Genomic DNA, 24,110 nt, shown 5'->3' on the forward strand with positions numbered 1-24,110 from the left:
CGCGGCCTTACCGTGATATCCGCCACGCACTTTGCAAGTTGCAGAAAAACGAAGACGGCCGGTGCCTGTGCGCACCGGCCGTCTTCGGCGTTTCGGAGTGGTTACCGCTGGATGTCGGCGGACAGTTCCTTGAGCTTGGCCTCGTGCTCGCGGGCGTGGTGCCCGCAGAAGAGCAGTTCGCCACCCTTGAGGATGGCTCGTACCTGAGCTGCAGCTCCGCACCGGTCACAGCGGTCGGCGGCGGTCAGTTCGGGGCGGGTGAGCGTCGGCGTTGTCATGGGGGTCTCCCTCCGTCCCGGCACCGGTTGCCCGGTGCCATCGATCCAGCTACGCCCACTTCGGGACTGATGCCGGTGGCGGCGATCGCCTTCGGCTCCGCGGTGTTCGTGCTTCCACTCTTCCAGACGTTTCGCGGCTCGCAAGTGTTCCCGCGCCGGTGGGACCTGAGTCACGCCGATTTACCCCGGATGTCGTAGCGGCATCCCGCAATGCAGGAGACGAATACCCGGAGAGTTACGTTTTCCGTGGTCAGGCACCATGGGGTGGTGAGTACGGTGACTTCGCCCCGACGGGTTTCCCGGGTCCCCGCTCCGCTGTTGTTCGTTCTCAGCGGAATTTCGATGTACGCCGGAGCGGCCATCGCGGTCGGCCTTTTCGGCCACGCGACGCCGGCGGGGGTGGCCTGGCTGCGCTGCCTCGGCGCGGCGGTGGTGCTCCTGGCCTGGCGCCGCCCCGGCCGCGCGGCCTGGCGCGGCCGCCGGCTGGCACTGGCGATCGCGTTCGGCGTCGTGACGGCGGGCATGAACGTGCTCTTCTACGAGGCGATCGCCCGGCTCCCGCTGGGGACGGTGGTGGCGATGGAGGTCATCGGCCCGGTCCTGGTGGCGGCGTTCGGCTCCCGCTCCCTGCGCGACGTGCTGGCGGTGGTCCTGGTGGCGTGCGGGGTGGTGGCGATCGCCGACGTCCAGCTGTCGGGGTCGGTCATGGGCGTTTTGTTCGCTTTGGGCGCGGCGGCGGCCTGGGCGGGCTACATCCTGCTGGGCAAGCGGGTGGCGTCATCGGACGGATCGGGCATCGACAGCCTGGCGATCGGCTTCGCGGCGGCGACGGTGGTGCTGTCCCCGCTGGCCATCGGGACCGGGGAGGTGTGGTCTTCGCCACGGATGCTGCTGCTGGGGGTCGGGGTGGGGGTGCTGTCGACGGTGGTGCCGTATGCGCTCGACCAGGTGGTGCTGCGCCGGCTGGGGCAGGCCCGGTTCGCGGTGCTGCTGGCGCTGCTGCCGGTGACGGCCGGGGTGATGGGGTTCGTGGGGTTGGGTCAGGTGCCGTCGTGGCCCGAGGCGCTGGGAACGCTGGCTGTGGTGGGTGGGGTGGCGTTGCGGAGCCGGGATGAGCCCGTGCGGCCTGCTCCGGAGCCGCCGGGGTGAGGGCTGGCGGACTGGGCGCTGCCAGGGTGGGCGCTGGCGGGCCGGCGAGGCGCGGGACTGGGCGCTGCCAGGCTGACAGCGCCCCCGGGCTGGGTGCCGCCGGCTGAGTGCCGCTGGGCTGACCCGCTGCGTGGTTGGGCGCCGCCAGCCTGAGCGCGCCTGGCTGGGCGGTGCCGTCAGGTTGGCGAGGCGTCGAACCAAGTGCCGCCCGGCTGACCCGCCGCCGGGCTGACGGCTTGCCTGGCGGGGTGCCGCCAGCCTGAGCGCATAGGGCTGGGCGGCGTCCCCGGGCTGGATGCCGCCGGGCTGCCGGGCCGCTCGCGGTCCTGCAGCCGGCCGAGCCGGGCCGAGCGAGCCGCCGTCGGGCAGCGTCGCGAATGAGTCAGTCGCGACTTTCGAGGTCCCGAATGCGTCATCCTCTATGTCCGGCCCACTCCGAACCGGCCGCGGCGCCTTCGCCGGGCCGCTTGTCCACAGGTCGGCCGTGATGTGGACAACCGAGCCACGGCGACCGCTTGCCGGGGCTTTTCGTCGGCCTCCGCCGATACGCTGGACAGGGGTCGTCCCCCAGGGAAGGGCGGGGCGTGTCCGGGGCCGGGCCGGCGACAAGACCGCCGACCGCCCGAGCAGGCCGCAGCTCCTCGCGTCGGGCGGCAGCTCCTCGCGTCGGGTCGCAGCTCCCCGCGTCGGGCGGCAGCTCCCGCGTCAGGCCGAGGGCAGGCACCCGCCCGGCGGCCGTGATGGCTTCCGTCACCTCGGACCGCGATACTGAGCCGGAGGAGGCGGGTGCCATGACCAAGGCGGCGTCGGCCGCGGCGAAGGACTTCGCCGCCGCCGGGGTGGGTGGGGTCCACCTCGCCTGGGCGGACAACAACGGCATCCCGCGCTCGCGGATCGTTCCCGTCGGGGGGCTTGCCGAGGCCGCTACCCGGGGCGTCGGCGCCACCTCGTTGTTCGCCGTCTTCGACAGTCACGATGCCATCACCTATGGCCACGCCGGCCTCGCCACGCCCTCCGGGGATGTCCGGCTCGTGCCCGTCGTCGAGCGGCTGCGGCGGCTCGCCGGGCAGCCCGCGCTCGCCTGGGCTCCCGTCCGGCAGCTCACGCGAGACGGCGATCCGTGGCCCTACTGCCAGCGCTCCGTCCTCGAAGCGCAGGTCGCCGAGGGCGCCAGGCGCGGCCTCGAGTTCCGGGCCGGCTACGAGCTCGAGTTCGCCGTCGCGCCCGCGGGCAGCGCCGACATCGTCGCCGCTCCCGGGCACCCCGGGCCCGCCTACAGCCCGCACGCCCTCGTCGGGCTCGACGGCTTCGTCGCCGCCCTCCTGCACGACTTCGCCGCCAACGGCCTGCGGATCGGCCAGCTGCACGCCGAGTACGGCGTGGCGCAGGTCGAGCTGTCGCTCGCCGCCACCGATCCCGTCTCCGCCGCCGACGACCAGCTGCTGGCCCGCCAGACCATCCACGCCGCCGCGCACGCGCACGGTCTCGTCGTCAGCTTCGCGCCGCTCATCGGGCTCGGCGCGGCCGGCAACGGCTGGCACCTGCACACCTCCGTCCGCCGCAAGGGCCGCAACCTCCTCGACGACGAAAGCGGCGTCCCCACCGGTGACGGCGCCGGCTACCTCACCGGCCTGCTGCGCGACCTGGCGGCGCTGACCGCGATCACCGCGCCGAGCGTCCCGTCGACCCTGCGGCTGCGCCCCGGCTACTTCGCGGGCGCGTACGCGTTCTGGGGCGTCGAGAACCGGGAGGCGCCGCTGCGGTACGTCCCCGGCTCGCCGCTGCTGGGCGCCGACCACGCGAACGTCGAGCTCAAGACGTCGGACGCCTCCGCCAACCCCTACCTCGCCCTGGCCGTGGTGCTGGCCGCCGGGATGGCCGGCATCGAAGACTCCGCCGCGCTGCCCGAGCCGATCGCCGAGGACCCGGGCGGCTGGACGGAAGGCGAGCGGGAGACGCGCGGGGTGCGCCGGCTGCCGGCCGACACCGCCGGGCAGGACGCCGCACTCACGGCCTCGCCGCGCGTCGCCGGCGTGCTCGGTGACGACCTGCTCGGGGCCTTCCGCGCGGTCCGGGCGTCCGACGCGGCGTGGGCGGCCGAGCGCACGGCCGACGAGATCGTCGCCGCGCACCTGTGGCGTTATTGAGGTCTGGGAGAATGACCCCATCGAATCCGGGAAACCGCTGAGGGGACCGATGTCTTCGGGGATCGACGGCGGGCAGCTCGACCTGTCCGGGGTGCGGTGGCTGCCGGGCGGGGCCCGCCTGGCCGCCCTCGCCCAGGCGGAGCTGCCCCAGAAGGACGGCCTGGCCGCCGCGTTCTGCGGGCTCGCGGCCCTGCGCGCGGCCGGGCTCGACGTGCCCGACCAGGACGCGGTCGCGATGGCCGCGGGGACGGTCCGCGGGCCGGTCGTGCGCCCGCCGGGCGAGGCGGGCCGTCCGGAGTTCCGCCTGCCCGTGCCGATGGTCGACGACCCGGCCGCGGCGGGGACGCGCGTTTCGGGGCTGGCGACGGCCATCGGCTCGCTGTCGGGCGGGGCCCTCGCGGCGGTGCCGGTGACGGGGGAGTGGACCACCGAGACGCTCTTCGACCTGCTGGTCGGGCTGTGGGACGTGCCGCGCGTCGCGGTGATCGCCCGGATCGACGGCGCCGAGCTCGGCGCCCACGACACGCCGGAACGCGCGCTGCTCGACTACCTCGACACCGGTGTCCCTCCACTGTGGACGTCCCGCTGGCGGCCGCCGGGCGGCCACTTCGTGCTCGTGGCGGGCATCCGGATCGGTGCCGAGGGCACGCTGCTGTCCGTTGTGGACACCTACCCGTCCTTCGGCGAGGAGGGGATCCACGGCCAGCCCGTCGAATGGGTCGCCGCGGCGCTCGCCGGGCTGGGCGTGCTGGTGGTCGTCGACGCGGACCAGGTCGCCGTGACGCGCGAAGCGGCCCGCGTCGCCGGCCTCACTCCGTCGTTCTGGGACTGACTTCCTCGGCGTTCCCGGGCGCGAAGCGGGAGTGCCGCCGGCCGTAGGTGACGTAGATGACCAGGCCGAGCGCCAGCCACACGGCGAACCGGATCCAGGTGAGCACGTTGAGGTTGAGCATCAGGTAGAAGCACGCCAGCGCCGCCACGATCGGCACCACCGGCGAGAACGGCACGGAGAACGGCCGGTCCAGGTCGGGCCGGCGGCGGCGCAGCACCGGCACCGCGACGGCCACGATGATCATCGCCGACAGTGCGCCGATGCTCACCATGTCGGCCAGCTCGGAGATCGGGATGAACGCGGCCAGCACGGCGATCAGCACGGCGCCGCCGATGGTCATCCGGTGCGGGGTGCCCCAGCGCGGGTGGGTCCGGCCGAGCGCCTTCGGCAGCAGGCCGTCGCGGCCCATGGCGAAGCCGATCCGCCCGATCGTGACCAGCTCGACCATCATCACCGACGTCAGCCCGGTCACCGCGCCGAGCGAAATGAGCGCGCCGACCCAGTGCTGGCCGACCTTGTCGAACGCGTCCGCCAGCGGCGCGCCGGTGTCGATGTCGGTGAACGGGATCATCCCGGTCAGCACGATCGAGACGCCGATGTAGAGCACCGCGCACACGGCCAGCGCGCCGAGGATGCCGACCCGGAGGTCCTTCTTCGGGTTCAGCGTCTCCTCGCCGAGGTTCGCGAGCGCTTCGAAACCCGTGTAGGCGAAGAAGACGATGGCGGCCGCGGTGACCATCCCGGCGATGCCGTAGACGGACTGCTCCAGGCCGAGCGCGGCCTGGACGATCGGCTGCTCCAGCACCGTGCTGCCGTTCGCGGGTGCCTGGGCCGGCGGGATGAACGGCGTCAGGTTCGCGCCCTTGACGAAGAACAGGCCGACCGCCAGCACTAGCACGCAGACGGCGACCTTCACGCAGACGAGCAGGTTGGTCAGCCAGGCCGACTCCTTGATGCCCAGCACGGCGACGACGGTCAGCACCGCGATGATCAGCACCGCCCCGACGTTCACCTTCGCGTCCTCGCCGAACCACTCCGGCGACAGCCCGAGCAGGTTGGCCAGGTAGCCGGACCAGCCGCGCGACACCACGGCCGCGCCGAGCGCGAACTCCAGCAGCAGGTCCCACCCGATGATCCAGGCGAACACCTCGCCGAGGGTCGCGAAGGCGTAGGTGTAGGCGCTGCCGGCCGTCGGGACGCTGGAGGCGAGCTCGGCGTAGCAGAGCGCCGCGAGCCCCGCGACGACCGCGCCGAGCACGAACGACAGCGTCACCGCGGGCCCGGCGTGCGTCTTCGCCTCGACGCCCGCGAGGGTGAAGATGCCGGTGCCGATGATGATCCCGACACCGAACCCCACCAGGTCGCGCCCGCGCAGCCGCCGCTTGAGCTCCCCGGAGTCCTGGCGCTTCAGGACGTCGTCCACGTTCAAGGTTCTCCGCACACCCATGGGGAGAAGTTAGAAGGTCACGGAGATTTCCGCAGAACGGTTCCGGGGTGACGTGACCCCGCGCGGATGGCGCGATCGGTCCCGCACCGGAATGCTGGGCCGGTGCCCGACGAGACCCCCACCCGCAGCCCCTTGCACCTGCTCGCCGACCGTTACGGCGTCGCCACCCGGTACGAGAACTCCGACCAGGTCTGGGTCGATGTCGAAGACGACGTCGTCGTCGCCGTTCTCGGGCAGTTCGGGGTCGACGCGACCAGCGACGACGCCATCGCCCGGGCCCTCGACGTGCGCGAAACCCCCGGCGGGCTGCCCCCGACGATCGTCGTGAAGGAAGGCAGCACCCGGAGCCTCGGCACCAACGCCGAGATCTTCCTCGAAGACGGGGGCCGGCGCGTCACCGCCGGTGATCTCCCGGCCGACCTGCCGCTCGGCTGGCACCGGATCGTCACCGCCGACCAGGACGTCGTGCTCGCCGTCGTGCCCGCGAAGCTGCCGGACGTCCCGCCGGCTTGGGGCTGGATGCTGCAGCTCTACGCCCTGCACTCGGCCGGCTCCTGGGGCATCGGCGACTACGCCGACCTCGCGACCTTCGCCGCCCGCTCGGCCTCGGAGCTGGACGCCGGAGTGCTGCTGGTCAACCCCGTGCAGGCGTTCAGCCCGGCCCACCCCGTCGAGCGGTCGCCCTACTCGCCCGCGAGCCGGCGCTTCGCCAACCCGATCTACCTGCGCGTCACCGCCACCGAGACCTACGCGCAGGCCGGCGCCGCGACGCAGGAGGCCGTGCAGTCCCTGGCTCCGGACCGGGACGGCGAACTGATCGACTACGACGCCGTCTGGACGGCCAAGCGCGCCGCGCTCGAGCTGCTGTGGCCGCACCGGGTCGAAGACCTGCCGAAAGACCGGGACCTCGAAGACTTCGCCCTCTTCTGCGCCCTCGCCGAGCAGCACGGCGCCGACTGGCGGGAGTGGCCGGCGCCACTCCGGGACCCGGCCGGGCCCGAGGTCGAAAAAGCTCGCGAAGAGCTCAAGGACCGCGTCGGCTTCCACACCTGGCTCCAGCACCTCTGCCGGGAGCAGCTGGAAACCGCCCGGAAAGCGGCGAAAGACGCCGGGATGACCGTCGGGATCGTGCACGACCTGCCCGTCGGCGTGCACCCCGGCGGGGCCGACACCTGGGCGGTGCGGGACGTCTTCGCCGCCGACGTCCGCGTCGGCGCGCCGCCGGACGCGTTCAACCAGCAGGGACAGGACTGGAACCTGCCGCCGTGGCGGCCGGACAAGCTCGCCGAGGCCGGGTACGCGCCGTTCCGGGACGTCATCCGCGGCGTCCTGCGCTACGCCGACGGCATCCGGGTCGACCACATCGCCGGGCTCTGGCGGCTCTGGTGGATCCCGCCGGGCGAGCCCGCGCACCGCGGCACCTACGTCCACTACGACGCCGAAGCCATGGTCGGCGTGCTCGCGCTCGAGGCGCACCGGGCCGGCGCGGTGGTCGTGGGGGAGGACCTCGGCACCGTCGAGGACACCGTCACCGAGACCATGCACGAGCGCGGCATGCTCAGCTCGGCCGTGCTCTGGTTCGAACGCGACTGGGACGCGCCGGGCAAGCCGTTCACGCGTCCGTCGAGCTGGGACCCGGAGGCCATGGCCAGCATCTCCACCCACGACCTGCCGACGGTCTCCGGCTGGCTGCAGGGCGAGCACGTCCGGGTCCGGGCCGAGCTGGGGCTGCTGGACCGGGGTGTCGAAGCGGAGGAAGAGGCGGCCGCCGCCGAACGTGAAGCTTTGTTCGAACTCGTTGCGCGCGAAGGGATTCCGGCCGGCGACCCGGTCGTCGCCCTGCACACGCTGCTCGCCGAAGCCGCGTCACGCCTGGTGCTGACCTCGCCGGCGGACGTGGCGGGCCAAGTGCGGCAGCCGAATCTGCCCGGGACCGTCGACCAGTACCCTAACTGGCGGATCCCCCTTCCCGTCAGTGTCGACGGCTTCTTCACCGCGAAGGGGGTGCGCGCCGCGATCGCGCCGCTGGCGGCGGCGCGTCCCTTGCCCCGGTAACGGGTACCCCACGGCACGCGATTCCCGTCCGTCAGCACGGACACCCGGCACAACCTGCGAAAGCTCGAGGAGAACCCAGTGCGGCCCTGGCCCGGAACGCCCTACCCGCTCGGCGCCACCTATGACGGAGTCGGGACGAACTTCGCCCTGTTCTCCGAGGTGGCGGAGCGGGTCGAACTGTGCCTCTTCGACGACGACGGCAACGAAACGCGGTACGCCCTGGAAGAGGTGGACGGCTTCGTCCACCACGGCTACCTGCTCAACGTCCAGCCCGGCCAGCGCTACGGGTTCCGGGTGCACGGCCCGTACGACCCGGCCCGCGGCCTGCGCTGCAACCCGAACAAGCTGCTCATCGACCCGTACGCGAAGGCCGTTTCGCACGGCGTGAAGTGGGACGAGTCGCTGTTCGGCTACCAGTTCGCCAACCCGGAGGATCGCAACGACGACGACTCCGCCGGCCGGGTGCCCTACTCGCTGGTGGCGAACCCGTTCTTCGACTGGGGCAACGACCGTCAGCCGAAGCGGCCGTACAACGAGACGGTGATCTACGAAGCCCACGTCAAGGGCATGACCGTGAATCACCCGTTCGTGCCCGAGGCGCTGCGGGGCACCTATGCCGGCCTGGCGCACCCCGCCGTCGTCGAACACCTCCAGAAGCTCGGCGTGACGGCGGTGGAGCTGCTGCCGGTGCACCAGTTCGTCTCCGACCACGGCCTGGAGGAGAAGGGCCTCACGAACTACTGGGGCTACAACACGATCGGCTTCTTCGCGCCGCACGACTCCTACGCCGCGATGCCCGGTGAGGGCGGCCAGGTCCAGGAGTTCAAGGGCATGGTCAAGGCCTTCCACGAGGCCGGCATCGAAGTGATCCTCGACGTGGTTTACAACCACACCGCGGAGGGCAACCACCTCGGGCCGACCTTGTCGATGCGCGGCATCGACAACGAGGCCTACTACCGGCTGGTCGAGGGGGAGCCCGAGTACTACATGGACTACACCGGTACCGGGAACTCGATGAACGTGCGCAACCCGCACACGCTGCAGCTGATCATGGACTCGCTGCGGTACTGGGTGACCGAGATGCACGTCGACGGCTTCCGCTTCGACCTCGCCTCGGCGCTGGCGCGCGAGTTCTACGACGTCGACCGGCTGTCCACGTTCTTCGACCTCGTGCAGCAGGACCCGATCGTGAGCCAGGTCAAGCTCATCGCCGAGCCGTGGGACGTCGGCCCCGGTGGCTACCAGGTCGGCAACTTCCCTCCCCTGTGGACGGAGTGGAACGGGCAGTACCGCGACACCGTCCGCGACTTCTGGCGCGGCGAGCCCTCGACGCTCGGGGAGTTCGCGTCGCGGATCACCGGCTCGTCGGACCTCTACCAGGACGACGGCCGCCGCCCGTTCGCGTCGATCAACTTCGTCACCGCCCACGACGGCTTCACGCTGCGGGACCTGGTGTCCTACAACGAGAAGCACAACGAGGCCAACGGCGAGGACGGCCGCGACGGCGCCGACGACAACCGCTCGTGGAACTGCGGTGTCGAAGGTGAGACCGACGACCCGGAGGTGAACGAGCTGCGCATCCGCCAGCAGCGCAACATGCTCGCCACGATCCTGCTGTCGCAGGGTGTGCCGATGATCCTGCACGGCGACGAGATCGGCCGTACCCAGCAGGGCAACAACAACGTCTACTGCCAGGACTCCGAGATCGCCTGGATGGACTGGGAGCTGGCCAAGGAGAACGCCGGCCTGGTCCAGTTCGTCGGCGGGCTGACCGCGTTCCGGCACGGGCACCCGGTATTCCGCCGCCGCCGCTTCTTCCAGGGCGGCCCGGTCGGCAAGGGCGAGAAGCTCGGCGACATCGCCTGGTTCACCCCGGCCGGCGAGGAGATGACCGAGCAGAACTGGGACGACGGCTTCGGCAAGGCGGTCGTCGTCTTCCTCAACGGCCAGGCGATCCCGGACCTCGACCCGCGCGGGATGCACGTCGAGGACGACTCGTTCCTGCTCGCGTTCAACGCGCACTACGAGGACATCGACGCCAAGCTGCCGGGCAACGGCTACGGCCAGGCCTGGACCGTCGTCATCGACACCGCGACGGGCGAGGTGGAGCCCCGCGACGCGAAGTCCATCGAAGGCGGCGGCCAGTTCACCCTGCCCGCCCGCTCCCTGATCGTGCTGCAGCGGACGGAGACGGAGTCCGAATGACGGTGCCGGAGTCGACCTACCGGGTGCAGCTGCGCCCGGAGTTCCCCTTCAGCGACGCCGCGGAGATCGCCGGCTACCTGCGTGACCTGGGCATCGGGGCGCTCTACGCGTCGCCGGTGCTGGACGCGGCGCCCGGCTCGACCCACGGCTACGACGTCGTCGACGCGACCCGCGCGCGGCCCGCGCTGGGCGGCGAGGAAGCCCGGCAGGCGCTCAGCGCGAAGCTGAAGGAGCTCGGGCTCGGCCTGGTCGTCGACATCGTGCCGAACCACATGTCGGTCGAGGTGCCGAAGGTCAACCGGTGGTGGTGGGACGTCCTGGCGCACGGCCGCGACTCGGAGTTCGCGTCCTTCTTCGACGTCGACTGGGACCGCGGCCCGCTGCTGCTGCCGGTGCTCGGCGACGATGACGCCGTCGCCGAGCTGACCGTCGACGGCGGCGAGCTCGCCTACTACGACCACCGTTTCCCGATCGCCCCCGGCACGGAAAGCGGGACGCCGCAAGAGATCCACGAGCGCCAGCACTACCGGCTGGTCGGCTGGCGCCGCGGCAACGCGGAGCTGACCTACCGGCGGTTCTTCGACATCACGAACCTGGCCGCGGTCCGCGTCGAGGACCCGACCGTGTTCGCCGAGACGCACGGGGAGGTCCTGCGCTGGGTCGCCGACGGCGACGTCACCGGCCTGCGCGTCGACCACCCGGACGGCCTCGCCGACCCGGGCGGCTACTTCCGGCGGCTGCGCGAGAACGCGCCGAACGCGTGGATCGTGGCCGAGAAGATCCTGCACCCGGGCGAGCCGCTGCCGCAGAGCTGGCCGGTCGACGGAACCACCGGCTACGACGCCCTGCGCGAGGTCGCCGGCGTCTTCGTCGACCCGGCCGCCGAGCCCGCCTTCACCGAGCTGGCCACGGAGCTGGGCGTGAAGACCGGCTACCACCGCGTCGAGGCCGAGGCCCGGCGCCTGGTCACCGACCACATCCTGGTCGCCGAGGTCCGGCGGATCGCCGCGCTGCTGCCCGACGTCGATCCGGAGCAGGCGCGGCAAGCCGTCGCCGAGACGATGGTCGCCTTCCCCGTCTACCGCTCGTACCTCCCCGAAGGCGCGGCGAACTGGGCGGCCGCGATCGCCGGAGCCCGGCAAGCCCGGCCGGACCTCGCCGACGCGCTGATCCTCCTCGACGCCTACGTGACCGAGAACCCCGACAGCGAGCTGGCCACCCGCATCCAGCAGACGTCCGGCATGGTCGTGGCCAAGGGCACCGAGGACACGACGTTCTACCGCTACACCCGCTTCGCCGCGCTCAACGAGGTCGGCGGCAACCCGGACCGGTTCGGCCTCGACGTCGAGGAGTTCCACCGCCTGGCGGCCGAACGCGAAGCCGGGCACCCGGCCTCGATGACGACGTTGACCACGCACGACACCAAGCGCTCGGAGGACACCCGCGCGCGGATGGCCGTGCTCGCGGAAGTGCCGGGCGAGTTCGCCGAGGCCGTCCGCCGGTGGACCGCGCGCCGCGGGATCGACGAGCCGTCGCTGAACCTGCTCGCGTGGCAGACGCTGGTTTCGACGTGGCCGATCGAGCCCGCGCGGCTGCGCGACTACCTCGACAAGGCGGCCAAGGAAGCCAAGCTCCGGACCAGCTGGACCAGCCACGACGAGGCGTTCGAGGCCGACGTCGCCGCGTGGCCCGAGGACGTCATGGGCGACGCCGGACTGGCGTCGGACATCGAGGCGTTCGTCGGGCGCATCGAGAAGGCCGGCTACGCGAACTCCCTCGGCCAGAAGCTCGTGCAGCTGACCGCGCCCGGCGTCCCGGACGTCTACCAGGGCACCGAGCTGTGGGACTTCTCGCTGGTCGACCCGGACAACCGCCGCCCGGTCGACTACGCGGTCCGGCGCGAGATCCTGGCCCGCGTCCTCGACGGCGAGCTGTCGGACATCGACGCGTCGGGCGCGGCGAAGCTGCTCGTGGTGCACAAGGCGCTGCGGCTGCGCCGTGAACACCCGGCGCTGTTCCGCGGCTACCGGCCGCTGCGCGCCGAAGGGGTCGCGGCCGAGCACTGCCTCGCCTTCACCCGGAGCGCGGACCTGGCGGTCGCGGTCACCCGGCTGCCGGTCGGTCTCGAAGCCGCCGGCGGCTGGCGCGACACCGTGCTCCCGCTGCCGGCCGGCGTCTGGACCGACGTCCTGACCGGCCGCGAGGTCACCGGCGACCTGGCGACCCTGTTCGAGCGGTACCCCGTGGCGTTGCTGGTGCGAGGAGACGCATGAGGTTCAGCGTGTGGGCCCCGGCGGCCCGCCGAGTCCGGGTGAGTGTCGACGCCGGCGTGCACGAGATGACCGCCGGCGACGGCGGCTGGTGGCACGCCGAAGCGGAGGGCATCAACTACGCCTTCCTCCTCGACGACTCCGGCGACCGGCTGCCGGACCCGCGGTCGCGGTGGCAGCCCCACGGCGTCCACCAGGAGTCGCGCGTCTACGACCACGGCGAGTTCGAGTGGACCGACGACGCCTGGCACGGCCGGCAGCTCCCCGGCGCCGTCGTCTACGAGCTGCACGTCGGCACGTTCACCGAGGGCGGCACCTTCGACGCGGCGATCGACCGGCTCGACCACCTCGTCGAGCTGGGCATCACCCACGTCGAGCTGCTGCCGGTCAACTCCTTCGACGGGACCGCCGGCTGGGGCTACGACGGCGTCCTCTGGGGCGCGGTCCACGAGCCCTACGGCGGTCCGGACGGCTTCAAGCGGTTCGTCGACGCGGCCCACGCGCGCGGCCTGGCCGTCGTGCTCGACGTCGTCTACAACCACCTCGGGCCGTCGGGCGCCTACCTCGACCGCTTCGGGCCGTACTTCGCCGGGCAGAACGACTGGGGGCCCGGCCTCAACCTCGACGGCGCCGGTTCGGACGAGGTCCGCCGGTACGTCGTGGACAACGCGCTGAGCTGGTTCCGCGACTTCCACGTCGACGCGCTGCGCCTGGACGCCGTGCACGCGCTGCTCGACCGGCGAGCCGTCCACCTGCTCGAACAGCTCGCCACCGAGACCGAGGCGCTGTCGGCGGCGCTGAACCGGCCGCTGACGCTGATCGCCGAGTCCGACCTCAACGACCCGAAGCTCGTCACGCCCCGCGAACGCGGCGGGTACGGCCTGCACGCCCAGTGGTCGGACGACTTCCACCACGCCCTGCACGTCAAGCTCACCGGCGAGGAGTCGGGCTACTACACGGACTTCGCCGCGGGAGACGCCGTCGAGCGGGTGCTGCGCGAGGTGTTCTTCCACGCCGGAACCTGGTCGTCGTTCCGCGAGCGGACGCACGGCCGTCCGGTCGACACCCGGACCGTGCCGGGTCACCGCTTCCTCGCCTACCTGCAGAACCACGACCAGATCGGCAACCGCGCGACCGGCGACCGGCTGTCCGCGACCGTGTCGCGAGACCGGCTGGCGTGCGGCGCGGCCATCCTGTTCTGCTCGCCGTTCACGCCGATGGTGTTCATGGGGGAGGAGTGGGGGGCGAGCACGCCGTGGCAGTTCTTCGCCTCCTTCCCGGACCCGGAGCTGGCCGAGGCGGTCCGCACGGGCCGCCGTCGCGAGTTCGCCCGGCACGGCTGGGGCGAGTCCGACGTGCCCGACCCGATGGACCCGGCGACGGTCGAGCGCTCCCGGCTCGACTGGGCCGAAGCGGACACGCCCGGCCACCGCGAGACCCTCGAGCTGTACCGGACGTTGATCCGGCTGCGCCGCGAGCGGCCCGAGCTGGCCGGCCCGTGGGTCGCCGACCTGCGGGTGGACACCGCGCCGGACGGCTCTTGGTTCGTGCTGCACCGCGGGGGGCTGCGGCTGGCCGTCAACTTCGGTCCCGGCCCGGTCACGCTCCCGCTGGCGGCCACCGCGACCCTGCTGACCTGGGCCGGGGCCACCGTGGACGGGAGTTCCGCGGTCCTGCCGCCGGAGAGTTTCGTCCTGGTCGAAACCCCGTAACCGGAAGTCACATCGCGCGCGATGTGACCCGGATCTGGGACGATTCAGGAATGGCCACACGACCCTCGACCCAGCACGTCCTCGCCGGACGCCCGTTCCCGCTCGGCGCCCACCCCGAGGCGGGCGGGGTCCGGTTCGCGATCACCTCCGCCGTCGCGGACGCGGTCGACCTGTGCCTGATCGACGCCGACGGGTCGGAGCGCCGGATCGCGCTCACCGAGCGCACGTTCGGCGTCTGGCACGGCCTCGTGCCCGGGGTGACGCCGGGGCAGCGGTACGGCTACCGGATCCACGGCCCGTACGACCCGGCCCGCGGCCTGCGCTGCAACCCGCACAAGCTGCTGCTCGACCCCTACGCCCGGCAGATCACCGGCGGGCTCACCGACCTGACCGCGGCGCAGGGCTTCACCGGTGACCCCGAGCGCGGGCCGATGTCGACAGTGGACTCCCTGGGCAGCGTGCCGCTGTCGGTGGTGTCGTCGCCGGGCGGGCCGGACACCGGGGTCAAGCCGGAGGTCCCGTTCGAGGAGGCGGTGATCTACGAGCTGCACGTCAAGGGGTTCACCCAGCAGCACCCGTTCATCCCGGAGGCGCTGCGCGGCACCTACCTCGGCCTGGCCCACCCGGTGGCCATCGAGTACCTGACCCGGCTCGGCGTCACGTCGGTGGAGCTGCTGCCGGTGCACTCGTTCCTCGACGAGCCGTCGCTGGTCCGGGCCGGCCGGCACAACTACTGGGGGTACTCGCCGCTCGGCTTCTTCGCGCCGCACGCCGGCTACGCCAGCGAGCCCGGCCACGAGGTCGAGGAGTTCCGGCTGATGGTGGCCGCCCTGCACGCGGCCGGCATCGAGGTGATCATCGACGTCGTGTTCAACCACACCTGCGAGGGCGGGCCCGACGGGCCGACGCTGAGCTTCCGCGGGCTGAACGCGCCCGTGTACTACCTGCACACCGAGCGCGGCCACATGGCCGACATCACCGGCTGCGGCAACACCCTGGAGGCCGGCTCGCCGACCGTGGTCCGGCTGGTCACCGACTCGCTGCGGTACTGGACGCAGGAGCTGGGCGTCGACGGCTTCCGGTTCGACCTGGCCAGCACGCTCGGCCGGGCCCGCGGCGGCCCGTTCGACCCCGCGTCGACGCTGCTCACCGCGATCACCACCGACCCGGTGCTCTCGCGCTGCAAGCTCATCGCGGAGCCATGGGACGCCACCGGCGAGGGCTACCGCGTCGGCGGCTTCGGCGCCCAGTGGGCGGAGTGGAACGGCCGCTACCGCGACACCGTGCGCGACTTCTGGCGCGGCGCGACCGGCGTGCGCGACCTCGCCTACCGGCTGTCCGGCTCGTCGGACCTCTACGACCACAACCTGCGCCGGCCGTGGCAGTCGATCAACTTCGTCACCGCCCACGACGGCTTCACGCTGCGGGACCTGGTGTCCTACAACGAAAAGCACAACGAGGCCAACGGTGAGGACAACCGCGACGGCACCAACGACAACCGCTCGTGGAACCACGGCGCCGAGGGCGACACGGCCGACGAGGGGATCCGCGGGCTGCGCGCGCGGCAGGTGCGGAACATGTTCGCCACGCTGCTGCTGTCCACCGGCACCCCGATGATCACCGCGGGCGACGAGTTCTGGCGGACCCAGGGCGGCAACAACAACGCGTACTGCCTCGACGACGAGACGTCCTGGCTGGACTGGACCCCAGAGGATCCCGAGGCCGAGGCCATGTTGACCTTCGCCCGCCGGGTCGTGCGGCTGCGCTCGATGAGCCCGGCGCTGCGGCAGCCGGAGTTCTTCGAAGGCCGGACGACGCCGACCGGCAAGCCGGACCTGGTCTGGTTCCGCCCGGACGGCGAGGAGTTCGGCGAGACCGACTGGTTCGAGGACCGGCACACGCTCGGCATGTGGGTCGACGGCTCGAACAGCCAGGCCCGCAACCGCGACGGCGAGCTGGTGCCCGACCACTCGTGGCTGATGTGGCTGCACGCGGGCGACGAGCCGGCCGAGGTGACGCTGCCGGGCCGCGAGTACGGCGAGACGTTCAAGCCGACGCTCGACACGAGCACCTCCGACGGCAACCCGGCCAACCCGGGCACCCTGGAAGCCAAGAGCCGCGTGACGCTCCAGTCGCGTTCCCTGCTCCTGCTCCGCGCCCCCCGCCTGGCGGCGGACCCCGCCCCCGAACCCTACTGACGCGTACCCCACCGGACGACACACGCACCCAGCCGGACGACACGCGTATCTGGCCGGACGACACGACGTGGGGCCGGGCTCCGCCGCCGTGTCGTCCATCCGCGTGCGCGTGTCGTCCGGCGGAGTACGCGTGTCGTCCATTCGGGTACGGGTGTTCAGCGGCCGCGGCCGGCGGCCGGGCCCCGCGTGGACTTAACCTGCCGGACATCCGCCCGAAATTCGTTGCGGGGAAAGCGTTTCGTCCGCACCGGGGTGGGTACAGAACAAAAGAGCCCTGCCTCGTTCGTGCTTGATCGAGTCAGGCAGACTGACGACGCCTGCGTCCAAACCGACACTTCGAGGGGCGTTGCCCATGACCGGCCGGCTCGGTATCGACGACGTCTCCCCCAGCGTGAGCTGCGGCCGGTATCCGGCCAAAGCCGTTGTGGGGGAACACATCCCGGTCACCGCGACCGTCTGGCGCGAGGGCCACGACGCCGTCGCGGCCACCGTCGCGTGGCGCGGTCCCGGCGACCGCCTGACGCGCCAGACGCGGATGGTGCCGCGCGGTCCCGACCACCCCGACGAGTTCGCCGCGGTGATCGTCCCGGACACCACCGGCACGTGGACCTACCGGATCGACGCGTGGAGCGATCCCTGGGCGACGTGGGAGCACAACGTCGAGGTGAAGATCGCCGCGGGGCAGGGCCCCGAGGACCTCGCCAACGATCTCGAGAACGGCGCCCGGCTGCTGGAGCGCGTCTCCCGCCGCCCGGACCGCCGGGCGGAGAAGGCGCTGCTGACCGGCGCGCTGACCGCGTTGCGCGACGAGGAGCGCGGCCTCGCCGAGCGGGTCGGACCCGCGCTCTCGCCCGAGGTCCGCCGGATCATGCACGAGTTCCCGGTGCGGGAGCTGATCACCAAGGGCAAGCCCCACAAGGCGTGGGTCGACCGCCCCCGCGCCGCGTTCGGCTCCTGGTACGAGCTGTTCCCCCGCTCCACCGGCGGCCTCGACGCCGAGGGCAACGCGGTGCACGGCACCTTCGCCACGGCCTCGGCCGCGCTCGACCGCGTCGCCAAGATGGGCTTCGACGTCGTCTACCTGCCGCCGATCCACCCGATCGGCCGCGTGAACCGCAAGGGGCCCAACAACACCCTCGACGCGCAGCCGCACGACGTCGGCTCGCCGTGGGCCATCGGCTCCGACGAGGGCGGCCACGACGCCATCCACCCGGACCTCGGCACCTTTGACGACTTCGACGCCTTCGTCGCCCGCTCGGAAGAGCTGGGCATGGAGGTCGCGCTCGACTTCGCGCTGCAGGCCGCGCCGGACCACCCGTGGGTGCTCAAGAACCAGGAGTTCTTCACCACCCGCCCGGACGGGTCGATCGCCTACGCGGAGAACCCGCCGAAGAAGTACCAGGACATCTACCCGATCAACTTCGACAACGACCCCAAGGGCGTCTACGAAGAGATGCTCCGGGTCATCACGGTGTGGATCGACCACGGGGTGAAGATCTTCCGGGTCGACAACCCACACACCAAGCCGCCGGACTTCTGGGCCTGGCTGATCCAGTCGGTGAAGGACGCCCACCCGGACGTCCTGTTCCTCGCCGAGGCGTTCACCCGCCCGGCGCGGCTGTGGGGACTGGCCCGGCTCGGCTTCACCCAGAGCTACACGTACTTCACGTGGCGGACCGGCAAGCAGGAGCTGATCGACTTCGCCATCGACCTGCGCGAGCACTGGAACGAGGGCCGGCCGAACCTGTTCGTCAACACCCCGGACATCCTCCACGAGTCGCTGCAGCGCGGCGGGCCCGGCATGTTCGCGCTGCGGGCCGCGCTGGCCGCGACGATCTCGCCGACGTGGGGCGTCTACTCGGGGTACGAGCTGTTCGAGCACGTCCCGGTCCGCGAGGGCAGCGAGGAGTACCTCGACTCCGAGAAGTACCAGCTGCGCCCCCGCGACTTCGAGCGCGCCCTCGCCGAAGGGCGGTCGCTGGAGCCGTGGATCGCGAAGCTGAACGCCGTCCGCCGCGCGCACCCGGCGCTGCAGCAGATGCGCACCCTGCACTTCCACCACGTCGACAACGACGCGCTGCTGGCGTACTCCAAACAGGACCCGGCGACCGGCGACACCGTGGTCACCGTCGTGACCCTCGACCCGTACGGGCCGCAGGAGGGCACGCTGTGGCTCGACACGGCCCAGCTCGGGTTCGAGGCGCACGAGCGGCTGATCGCCCACGACGAGGTCACCGGCGACACCTGGGACTGGGGGCCGGCGAACTTCGTCCGGCTCGAGCCCTGGCGGGCCGTGGCGCACGTGGTCTCGGTCCGGCGGCGGCTGGCCGGTTAGCAGGGGAAGGAACGGATCGAGGGACTGAGGTGGAACACATGGCGGAGGAACCCCGCCCCGACGCCGCGCTCGGGCTGGACGGCGTGCCGCACACCGGTGAGGCGATCACCGCCGACGGCATGCTCGTGGAGCCCCAGGCCGGCGACTTCCGCTCGGCGCAGCAGGCGCCGAGCAGCCCGGACTGGTTCAAGGGCGCGGTGTTCTACGAGGTGCTGGTGCGCGCCTTCGCCGACTCGAACGGCGACGGCACCGGCGACCTGCGCGGCCTGGCCGGCCGCCTGGACTACCTGGCCTGGCTCGGCATCGACTGCCTGTGGCTGCCGCCGTTCTACGCGTCGCCGCTGCGCGACGGCGGGTACGACATCAGCGACTTCCGCGCGGTGCTGCCGGAGTTCGGCAGCGTCGAGGACTTCGTCTTCCTGCTGAACGAGGCGCACCGGCGGGGCATCCGGGTGATCACGGACCTGGTGCTCAACCACACCTCGGACGCGCACCCGTGGTTCCAGCAGTCCCGCCAGGACCCGGACGGCCCGTACGGCGACTACTACGTGTGGAGCGACGACGACTCCCGCTACGCCGACGCGCGGATCATCTTCGTCGACACCGAGACGTCGAACTGGACCTACGACCCGGTGCGCGGCCAGTTCTACTGGCACCGGTTCTTCTCCCACCAGCCCGACCTGAACTTCGAGAACCCCGACGTCCAGAACGCGATGATCGACACCCTGCGGTTCTGGCTCGACCTGGGTATCGACGGGTTCCGCCTGGACGCCGTGCCGTACCTGTTCGAGCAGGAGGGCACCAACTGCGAGAACCTGCCGCGCACGCACGAGTTCCTCAAGCGCTGCCGCAAGGTCGTCGACGACGAGTACCCCGGCCGGATCCTGCTGGCCGAGGCGAACCAGTGGCCGTCGGACGTCGTCGAGTACTTCGGCGACGCGGCGGTCGGCGGCGACGAGTGCCACATGGCGTTCCACTTCCCGCTGATGCCGCGGATCTTCATGGCCGTGCGCCGCGAGTCGCGCTTCCCGATCTCGGAGATCCTCACCCAGACCCCGGAGATCCCCAGCGGCACCCAGTGGGGCATCTTCCTGCGCAACCACGACGAGCTGACCCTCGAGATGGTCACCGACGAAGAGCGCGACTACATGTACACGGAGTACGCCAAGGACCCGCGGATGAAGGCCAACATCGGCATCCGCCGCCGGCTGGCCCCGCTGCTGGACAACGACCGCAACCAGCAGGAGCTCTTCACGGCGATGCTGCTGTCCCTGCCGGGCTCGCCCGTTCTGTACTACGGTGACGAGATCGGCATGGGAGACAACATCTGGCTCGGCGATCGTGACGCGGTGCGCACACCCATGCAGTGGACCCCGGACCGCAACGCCGGGTTCTCCTCCTGCGATCCCGGCCGGATCTACCTGCCGGTGATCATGGACCCGGTGTACGGCTACCAGGGCCTGAACGTCGAGGCGCAGTCCAACAACGCGTCCTCCCTGCTCAACTGGACCCGGCGGATGATCGAGGTGCGCAAGGAGCACCACGCGTTCGCCGAAGGCGAGTTCGTCGACCTCGGCGGGTCCAACCCGAGCGTGCTGGCGTACAAGCGCCAGTGGCGGCGCCCGGACGGCGGCGAGGACGTCGTGCTCTGCGTGAACAACCTTTCCCGGTTCCCGCAGCCGGTGGAGCTGGACCTGTCCGCGCACCGCGGCTGCGTCCCCGTGGAACTGACCGGCGGCGTGCGCTTCCCGGGCATCGGGGACCTGTCGTACCTGCTGACGCTGCCGGGGCACGGCTTCTACTGGTTCCAGCTGACGAGCCCGGGAGACGAAGGCGAAACGAGGTGAGTCCCTTGTCCGACCCGCGTGAGCTGGTCGACGACCTGCTCGGCGACCTGGAGCACTGGCTGCCGGAGCAGCGCTGGTTCGCCGGCAAGGACCGGCCGGTGACCGGCGTCCGGGTGCTCGGCGTGACCGAGCTGGTCGCGGGCGACCCGCAGCTGCTGCACGTGGTCGTCGAGGTCGCCCAGGGTGACCGGCGCGAGCCCTACCAGCTGCTCGTCGGCCGGCGGACGCACCCGCCGGAGATCTCGTCGGGCAGCTGGATCGGTGCCGTCGGCGACCTCAACGCCTACGAGGCGTCCGGCGACCTCGACGTCACCGGCGTGCTGCTGGACCTGATGGCCCGGGAGGCCACGGTGGGCTCGCTCGTCTTCGAGCACGAGCCCGGCGTGGAGCTCGACACCGGGCTGCGGGCGCGGCCGATCACGTCGGAGCAGAGCAACACGTCCCTGGTCTACGGCGGGCAGTACATCCTCAAGCTGTTCCGGAAGCTGACGCCGGGCAAGAACAAGGACCTGATGCTGCACCGGGCGCTGCAGGGCGTCGACAGCAAGCACATCGCGCCGGTGCTCGGCTCGATCACCGGCGACCTCGACGGCGAGCCGACCACGGTCGGCATGCTCCAGCAGTTCGTCGCGGACGCGGTCGACGGCTGGGCGATGGCCACCACCAGCGTCCGCGACCTGATGGCCGCGCCGGAGCTGCACGCCGAGGAGGTCGGCGGCGACTTCGCCGGCGAGGCCGAGCGGCTCGGGCGCGCGGTGGCCGAGGTGCACGCGGACCTGGCCGAGGCCCTCGGCAGTGAGCCGGTCGACGCCGACGAGCTGGAGCGGTCGGCGAAGGCGATGCTCGTCCGGCTCGACACCGTCGCCGCGCGGGTGCCGGAGCTGGCCGCGCACGCTCCCGGGCTGCGGGCGGCGTTCGAGAAGCTGCGCGCGCTGCCCGCCGACTCCGTGACCATGCAGTACGTCCACGGCGACCTGCACCTCGGCCAGGTGCTGCGGACGGTCACCGGCTGGCTGCTGATCGACTTCGAGGGCGAGCCGGCGGCGCCGGTGGAGGAGCGTCACGCGCTGCGGTCGCCGTTGCGCGACGTGGCGGGCATGCTGAGGTCGTTCGACTACGCGGCCCAGCAGATGCTGGTCGGCCAGCCGGACGACTCGGCGCTGGCCGCGCGGGCCCTGGAGTGGTCGCACCGCAACCGGGCGGCGTTCTGCGAGGGCTACGCCGCGGTCGCGGCGGACCCGCGCGAACAGGGCGAGCTGCTGCGCGCCTTCGAACTGGACAAGGCGGTCTACGAGGTGGGCTACGAGCACGCGAACCGGCCCGACTGGCTGGGTGTGCCGCTCGCCTCGATCGCCCGGATCACCGATGGAGAGGGATGACGCCGTGAACGCGGTTCCGGAAGGCCTCCCGGCCGCCGCCCCGGCGGCCGCGGACATCGACCGGCTGCTCGCCGGCTCGCACCACGACCCGCACTCGGTGCTGGGCGCGCACGCGGTGGGCAAGGGCTTCGTGGCCCGGGCGCTGCTGCCCGGAGCCAAGGCCGTCGCCCTGCGCAGCGGCGAGCACCGGTACCCGATGGAACCGGTGATCGACGCACTGTTCGCCGTCGCGGTGCCGGAACACCCGGGCGACTACCGGCTGGAGATCGACTACGACGGGCACTCCGTCACCGCCGACGACCCGTACCGCTGGCTGCCCACGGTCGGCGAGCTGGACCTGCACCTGATCGGCGAGGGCCGCCACGAGCGGCTCTGGGAGGCGCTCGGCGCGCACGTCCGTTCGTACGAGACGCCGGGTGGCGTCGTCGAGGGGACGTCGTTCGCGGTGTGGGCGCCGAACGCCCGCGGCATCCGCGTGATCGGCGACTTCAACGGCTGGGACGGCCGCGGTCACGCGATGCGCTCGCTCGGCTCGTCGGGCGTCTGGGAGCTGTTCGTGCCGGGTGTCGGCGCCGGCTCCTGCTACAAGTTCCGGATCCTCGGCGCCGACGGCAACTGGCGCGAGAAGGCCGACCCGATGGCGTTCGGCACGGAACTCCCGCCCGCGACGGCGTCGGTCGTCACCACCTCCGGGCACCTGTGGGACGACGACGCGTGGGTCGCCCAGCGCGAGGCCACCGAGTGGTCCGCGGCGCCGATGAGCGTCTACGAGGTCCACCTCGGTTCGTGGCGGCCCGGGCTGAACTACCGCGAGCTGGCCGACCAGCTCGGCGACTACGTCATCGAGACCGGCTTCACGCACGTGGAGCTGCTGCCGGTGTCGGAGCACCCGTTCGGCGGCTCGTGGGGCTACCAGGTGACGTCGTACTACGCGCCGACGTCGCGCTTCGGCTCCCCGGACGACTTCCGCTACTTCGTCGACCGCCTGCACCAGCGGGGGATCGGCGTCCTGGTCGACTGGGTGCCCGCGCACTTCCCGAAGGACAGCTGGGCGCTGGCGAAGTTCGACGGCACCGCGCTCTACGAGCACGCGGACCCGCGCCGCGGCGAGCAGCCCGACTGGGGCACGCTCGTGTTCGACTTCGGCCGCAACGAGGTCCGCAACTTCCTCGTCGCCAACGCGCTGTACTGGATCGAGGAGTTCCACCTCGACGGCCTGCGGGTCGACGCGGTGGCGTCGATGCTCTACCTCGACTACTCCCGCAACGAGGGGGAGTGGCTGCCGAACCAGTACGGCGGCCGCGAAAACCTGGACGCGGTGAAGTTCCTGCAGGAGCTGAACGCGACCGTCTACAAGCGACACCCGGGCGTCGTGATGGTGGCCGAGGAGTCGACGGCGTGGCCGGGCGTCACGCGCCCGACGCACTTGGGCGGCCTCGGGTTCGGCTTCAAGTGGAACATGGGCTGGATGCACGACACGCTCCGGTACCTGTCGCACGAGCCGATCCACCGCGCGTACCACCACAACGAGATGACGTTCTCGCTCGTGTACGCGTGGAGCGAGAACTTCGTCCTGCCGCTGTCGCACGACGAAGTGGTGCACGGCAAGGGATCCCTGTGGGGCCGCATGCCGGGCGACGCCTGGAACAAGGCGGCCGGCCTGCGTTCGCTGCTGGCGTTCATGTGGGCGCACCCGGGCAAGCAGCTGCTGTTCATGGGCGGCGAGTTCGGCCAGCCTTCGGAGTGGTCGGAGCAGCGGTCGCTGGACTGGCACCTGCTGGACGAGCCGCTGCACCGCGGGGTCCAGGACCTGCTGCGGTCGCTGAACTCGGTGTACCGCTCGTCGCCGGCGCTGTTCAGCCAGGACACCTCGCCGGACGGCTTCCGCTGGATCGACGCGAACGACTCGAGCGGCAACGTGCTGAGCTTCCTGCGCATCGGCACCGACGGGTCACGGCTGGCCTGCATCGCGAACTTCTCGGGCGTCCCGCACCACGACTACCGGGTCGGCCTGCCGGCGGCGGGCCGCTGGCGCGAGGCAGTCAACACGGACGCGGAGGCCTACGGCGGCTCGGGCGTCGGAAACCTGGGTTCGGTGGAGGCCACGGAGGACCCCTGGCACGGCCAGCCGGCCTCGGCAGTCCTCCAGCTCCCCCCGGCCGGCGTCCTCTGGCTCATCGAAGAAACCCCACCGACCCCCGAACTCCCGTGACGGAAGGGGCATCACGCGTGTCGCCCCTCCAATCACGCGTGATG

14 protein-coding genes are annotated in these 24,110 nt (G+C 71.8%); 12 read left to right on the plus strand and 2 right to left on the minus strand.

The window, feature by feature from the left end; genetic code table 11:
- Positions 1–101 precede the first annotated feature (101 nt).
- Positions 102–278, minus strand: a complete 177-nt coding sequence (locus ACZ7OU_RS20205) for a DUF7455 domain-containing protein (RefSeq protein WP_284745229.1) — start codon at positions 276–278, stop codon at positions 102–104.
- Positions 279–620: 342 nt separating this feature from the next.
- Between ACZ7OU_RS20205 and ACZ7OU_RS20210 the strand changes: the two genes are divergently transcribed.
- From ACZ7OU_RS20210 to ACZ7OU_RS20220, 3 genes are all read left to right on the plus strand, one after another.
- Positions 621–1,427: an EamA family transporter gene (locus tag ACZ7OU_RS20210; protein ID WP_470256215.1), complete on the plus strand. Its 807-nt coding sequence runs from the start codon at positions 621–623 to the stop codon at positions 1,425–1,427.
- A gap of 791 nt (positions 1,428–2,218) precedes the next feature.
- Positions 2,219–3,574 carry a type I glutamate--ammonia ligase gene (locus ACZ7OU_RS20215; protein ID WP_470256216.1) on the plus strand — a complete coding sequence of 452 codons (1,356 nt, stop codon included), beginning with the start codon at positions 2,219–2,221 and terminating at the stop codon, positions 3,572–3,574.
- A 49-nt stretch (positions 3,575–3,623) separates the two neighbouring features.
- Positions 3,624–4,406 carry a DUF6885 family protein gene (locus tag ACZ7OU_RS20220; protein ID WP_470256217.1) on the plus strand — a complete coding sequence of 261 codons (783 nt, stop codon included), beginning with the start codon at positions 3,624–3,626 and terminating at the stop codon, positions 4,404–4,406.
- Here the strand turns inward: ACZ7OU_RS20220 and ACZ7OU_RS20225 are convergent.
- Positions 4,384–5,829, minus strand: a complete 1,446-nt coding sequence (locus ACZ7OU_RS20225) for an amino acid permease (protein WP_470239024.1) — start codon at positions 5,827–5,829, stop codon at positions 4,384–4,386. The genes ACZ7OU_RS20220 and ACZ7OU_RS20225 overlap by 23 nt on opposite strands.
- Before the next feature lie 126 nt (positions 5,830–5,955).
- On the opposite strand from ACZ7OU_RS20225, the gene malQ reads away from it, so the two are divergent.
- The 9 genes from malQ (at position 5,956) to glgB (ending at position 24,066) form a co-directional block, all read left to right on the plus strand.
- Positions 5,956–7,908 (plus strand): 4-alpha-glucanotransferase, encoded by a 1,953-nt coding sequence (malQ, locus tag ACZ7OU_RS20230; RefSeq protein ID WP_470256218.1) that lies wholly within the window; start codon positions 5,956–5,958, stop codon positions 7,906–7,908.
- A gap of 78 nt (positions 7,909–7,986) precedes the next feature.
- A complete protein-coding gene (gene glgX / locus ACZ7OU_RS20235; protein WP_470256219.1) occupies positions 7,987–10,113 on the plus strand; it encodes a glycogen debranching protein GlgX in 2,127 nt (708 codons plus the stop codon).
- Positions 10,110–12,386, plus strand: a complete 2,277-nt coding sequence (gene treY / locus ACZ7OU_RS20240) for a malto-oligosyltrehalose synthase (RefSeq protein ID WP_470256220.1) — start codon at positions 10,110–10,112, stop codon at positions 12,384–12,386. The genes glgX (ACZ7OU_RS20235) and treY overlap by 4 nt, the downstream gene beginning before the upstream one ends.
- Positions 12,383–14,095 (plus strand): malto-oligosyltrehalose trehalohydrolase, encoded by a 1,713-nt coding sequence (gene treZ, locus ACZ7OU_RS20245; RefSeq protein WP_470256221.1) that lies wholly within the window; start codon positions 12,383–12,385, stop codon positions 14,093–14,095. Before treY ends, treZ begins: the two co-directional genes overlap by 4 nt.
- A 50-nt stretch (positions 14,096–14,145) precedes the next feature.
- On the plus strand, positions 14,146–16,293 hold the full coding sequence (gene glgX / locus ACZ7OU_RS20250) for a glycogen debranching protein GlgX (RefSeq protein WP_470256222.1): 2,148 nt from the start codon (positions 14,146–14,148) through the stop codon (positions 16,291–16,293).
- A 352-nt stretch (positions 16,294–16,645) separates the two neighbouring features.
- Positions 16,646–18,628 (plus strand): maltotransferase domain-containing protein, encoded by a 1,983-nt coding sequence (locus ACZ7OU_RS20255; RefSeq protein ID WP_470256223.1) that lies wholly within the window; start codon positions 16,646–16,648, stop codon positions 18,626–18,628.
- A 38-nt stretch (positions 18,629–18,666) separates the two neighbouring features.
- Entirely contained in the window at positions 18,667–20,475 is a 1,809-nt protein-coding gene (treS, locus tag ACZ7OU_RS20260; protein ID WP_470238521.1) for a maltose alpha-D-glucosyltransferase, read from the plus strand.
- A 5-nt stretch (positions 20,476–20,480) separates the two neighbouring features.
- A complete protein-coding gene (locus tag ACZ7OU_RS20265; RefSeq protein WP_470256224.1) occupies positions 20,481–21,854 on the plus strand; it encodes a maltokinase N-terminal cap-like domain-containing protein in 1,374 nt (457 codons plus the stop codon).
- A gap of 4 nt (positions 21,855–21,858) precedes the next feature.
- Positions 21,859–24,066, plus strand: coding sequence for a 1,4-alpha-glucan branching protein GlgB (gene glgB, locus ACZ7OU_RS20270; protein ID WP_470256225.1), 2,208 nt, complete (start codon positions 21,859–21,861; stop codon positions 24,064–24,066).
- Positions 24,067–24,110: the final 44 nt, after the last annotated feature.

It is taken from the genome of Amycolatopsis sp. NPDC114505 (assembly GCF_055633615.1).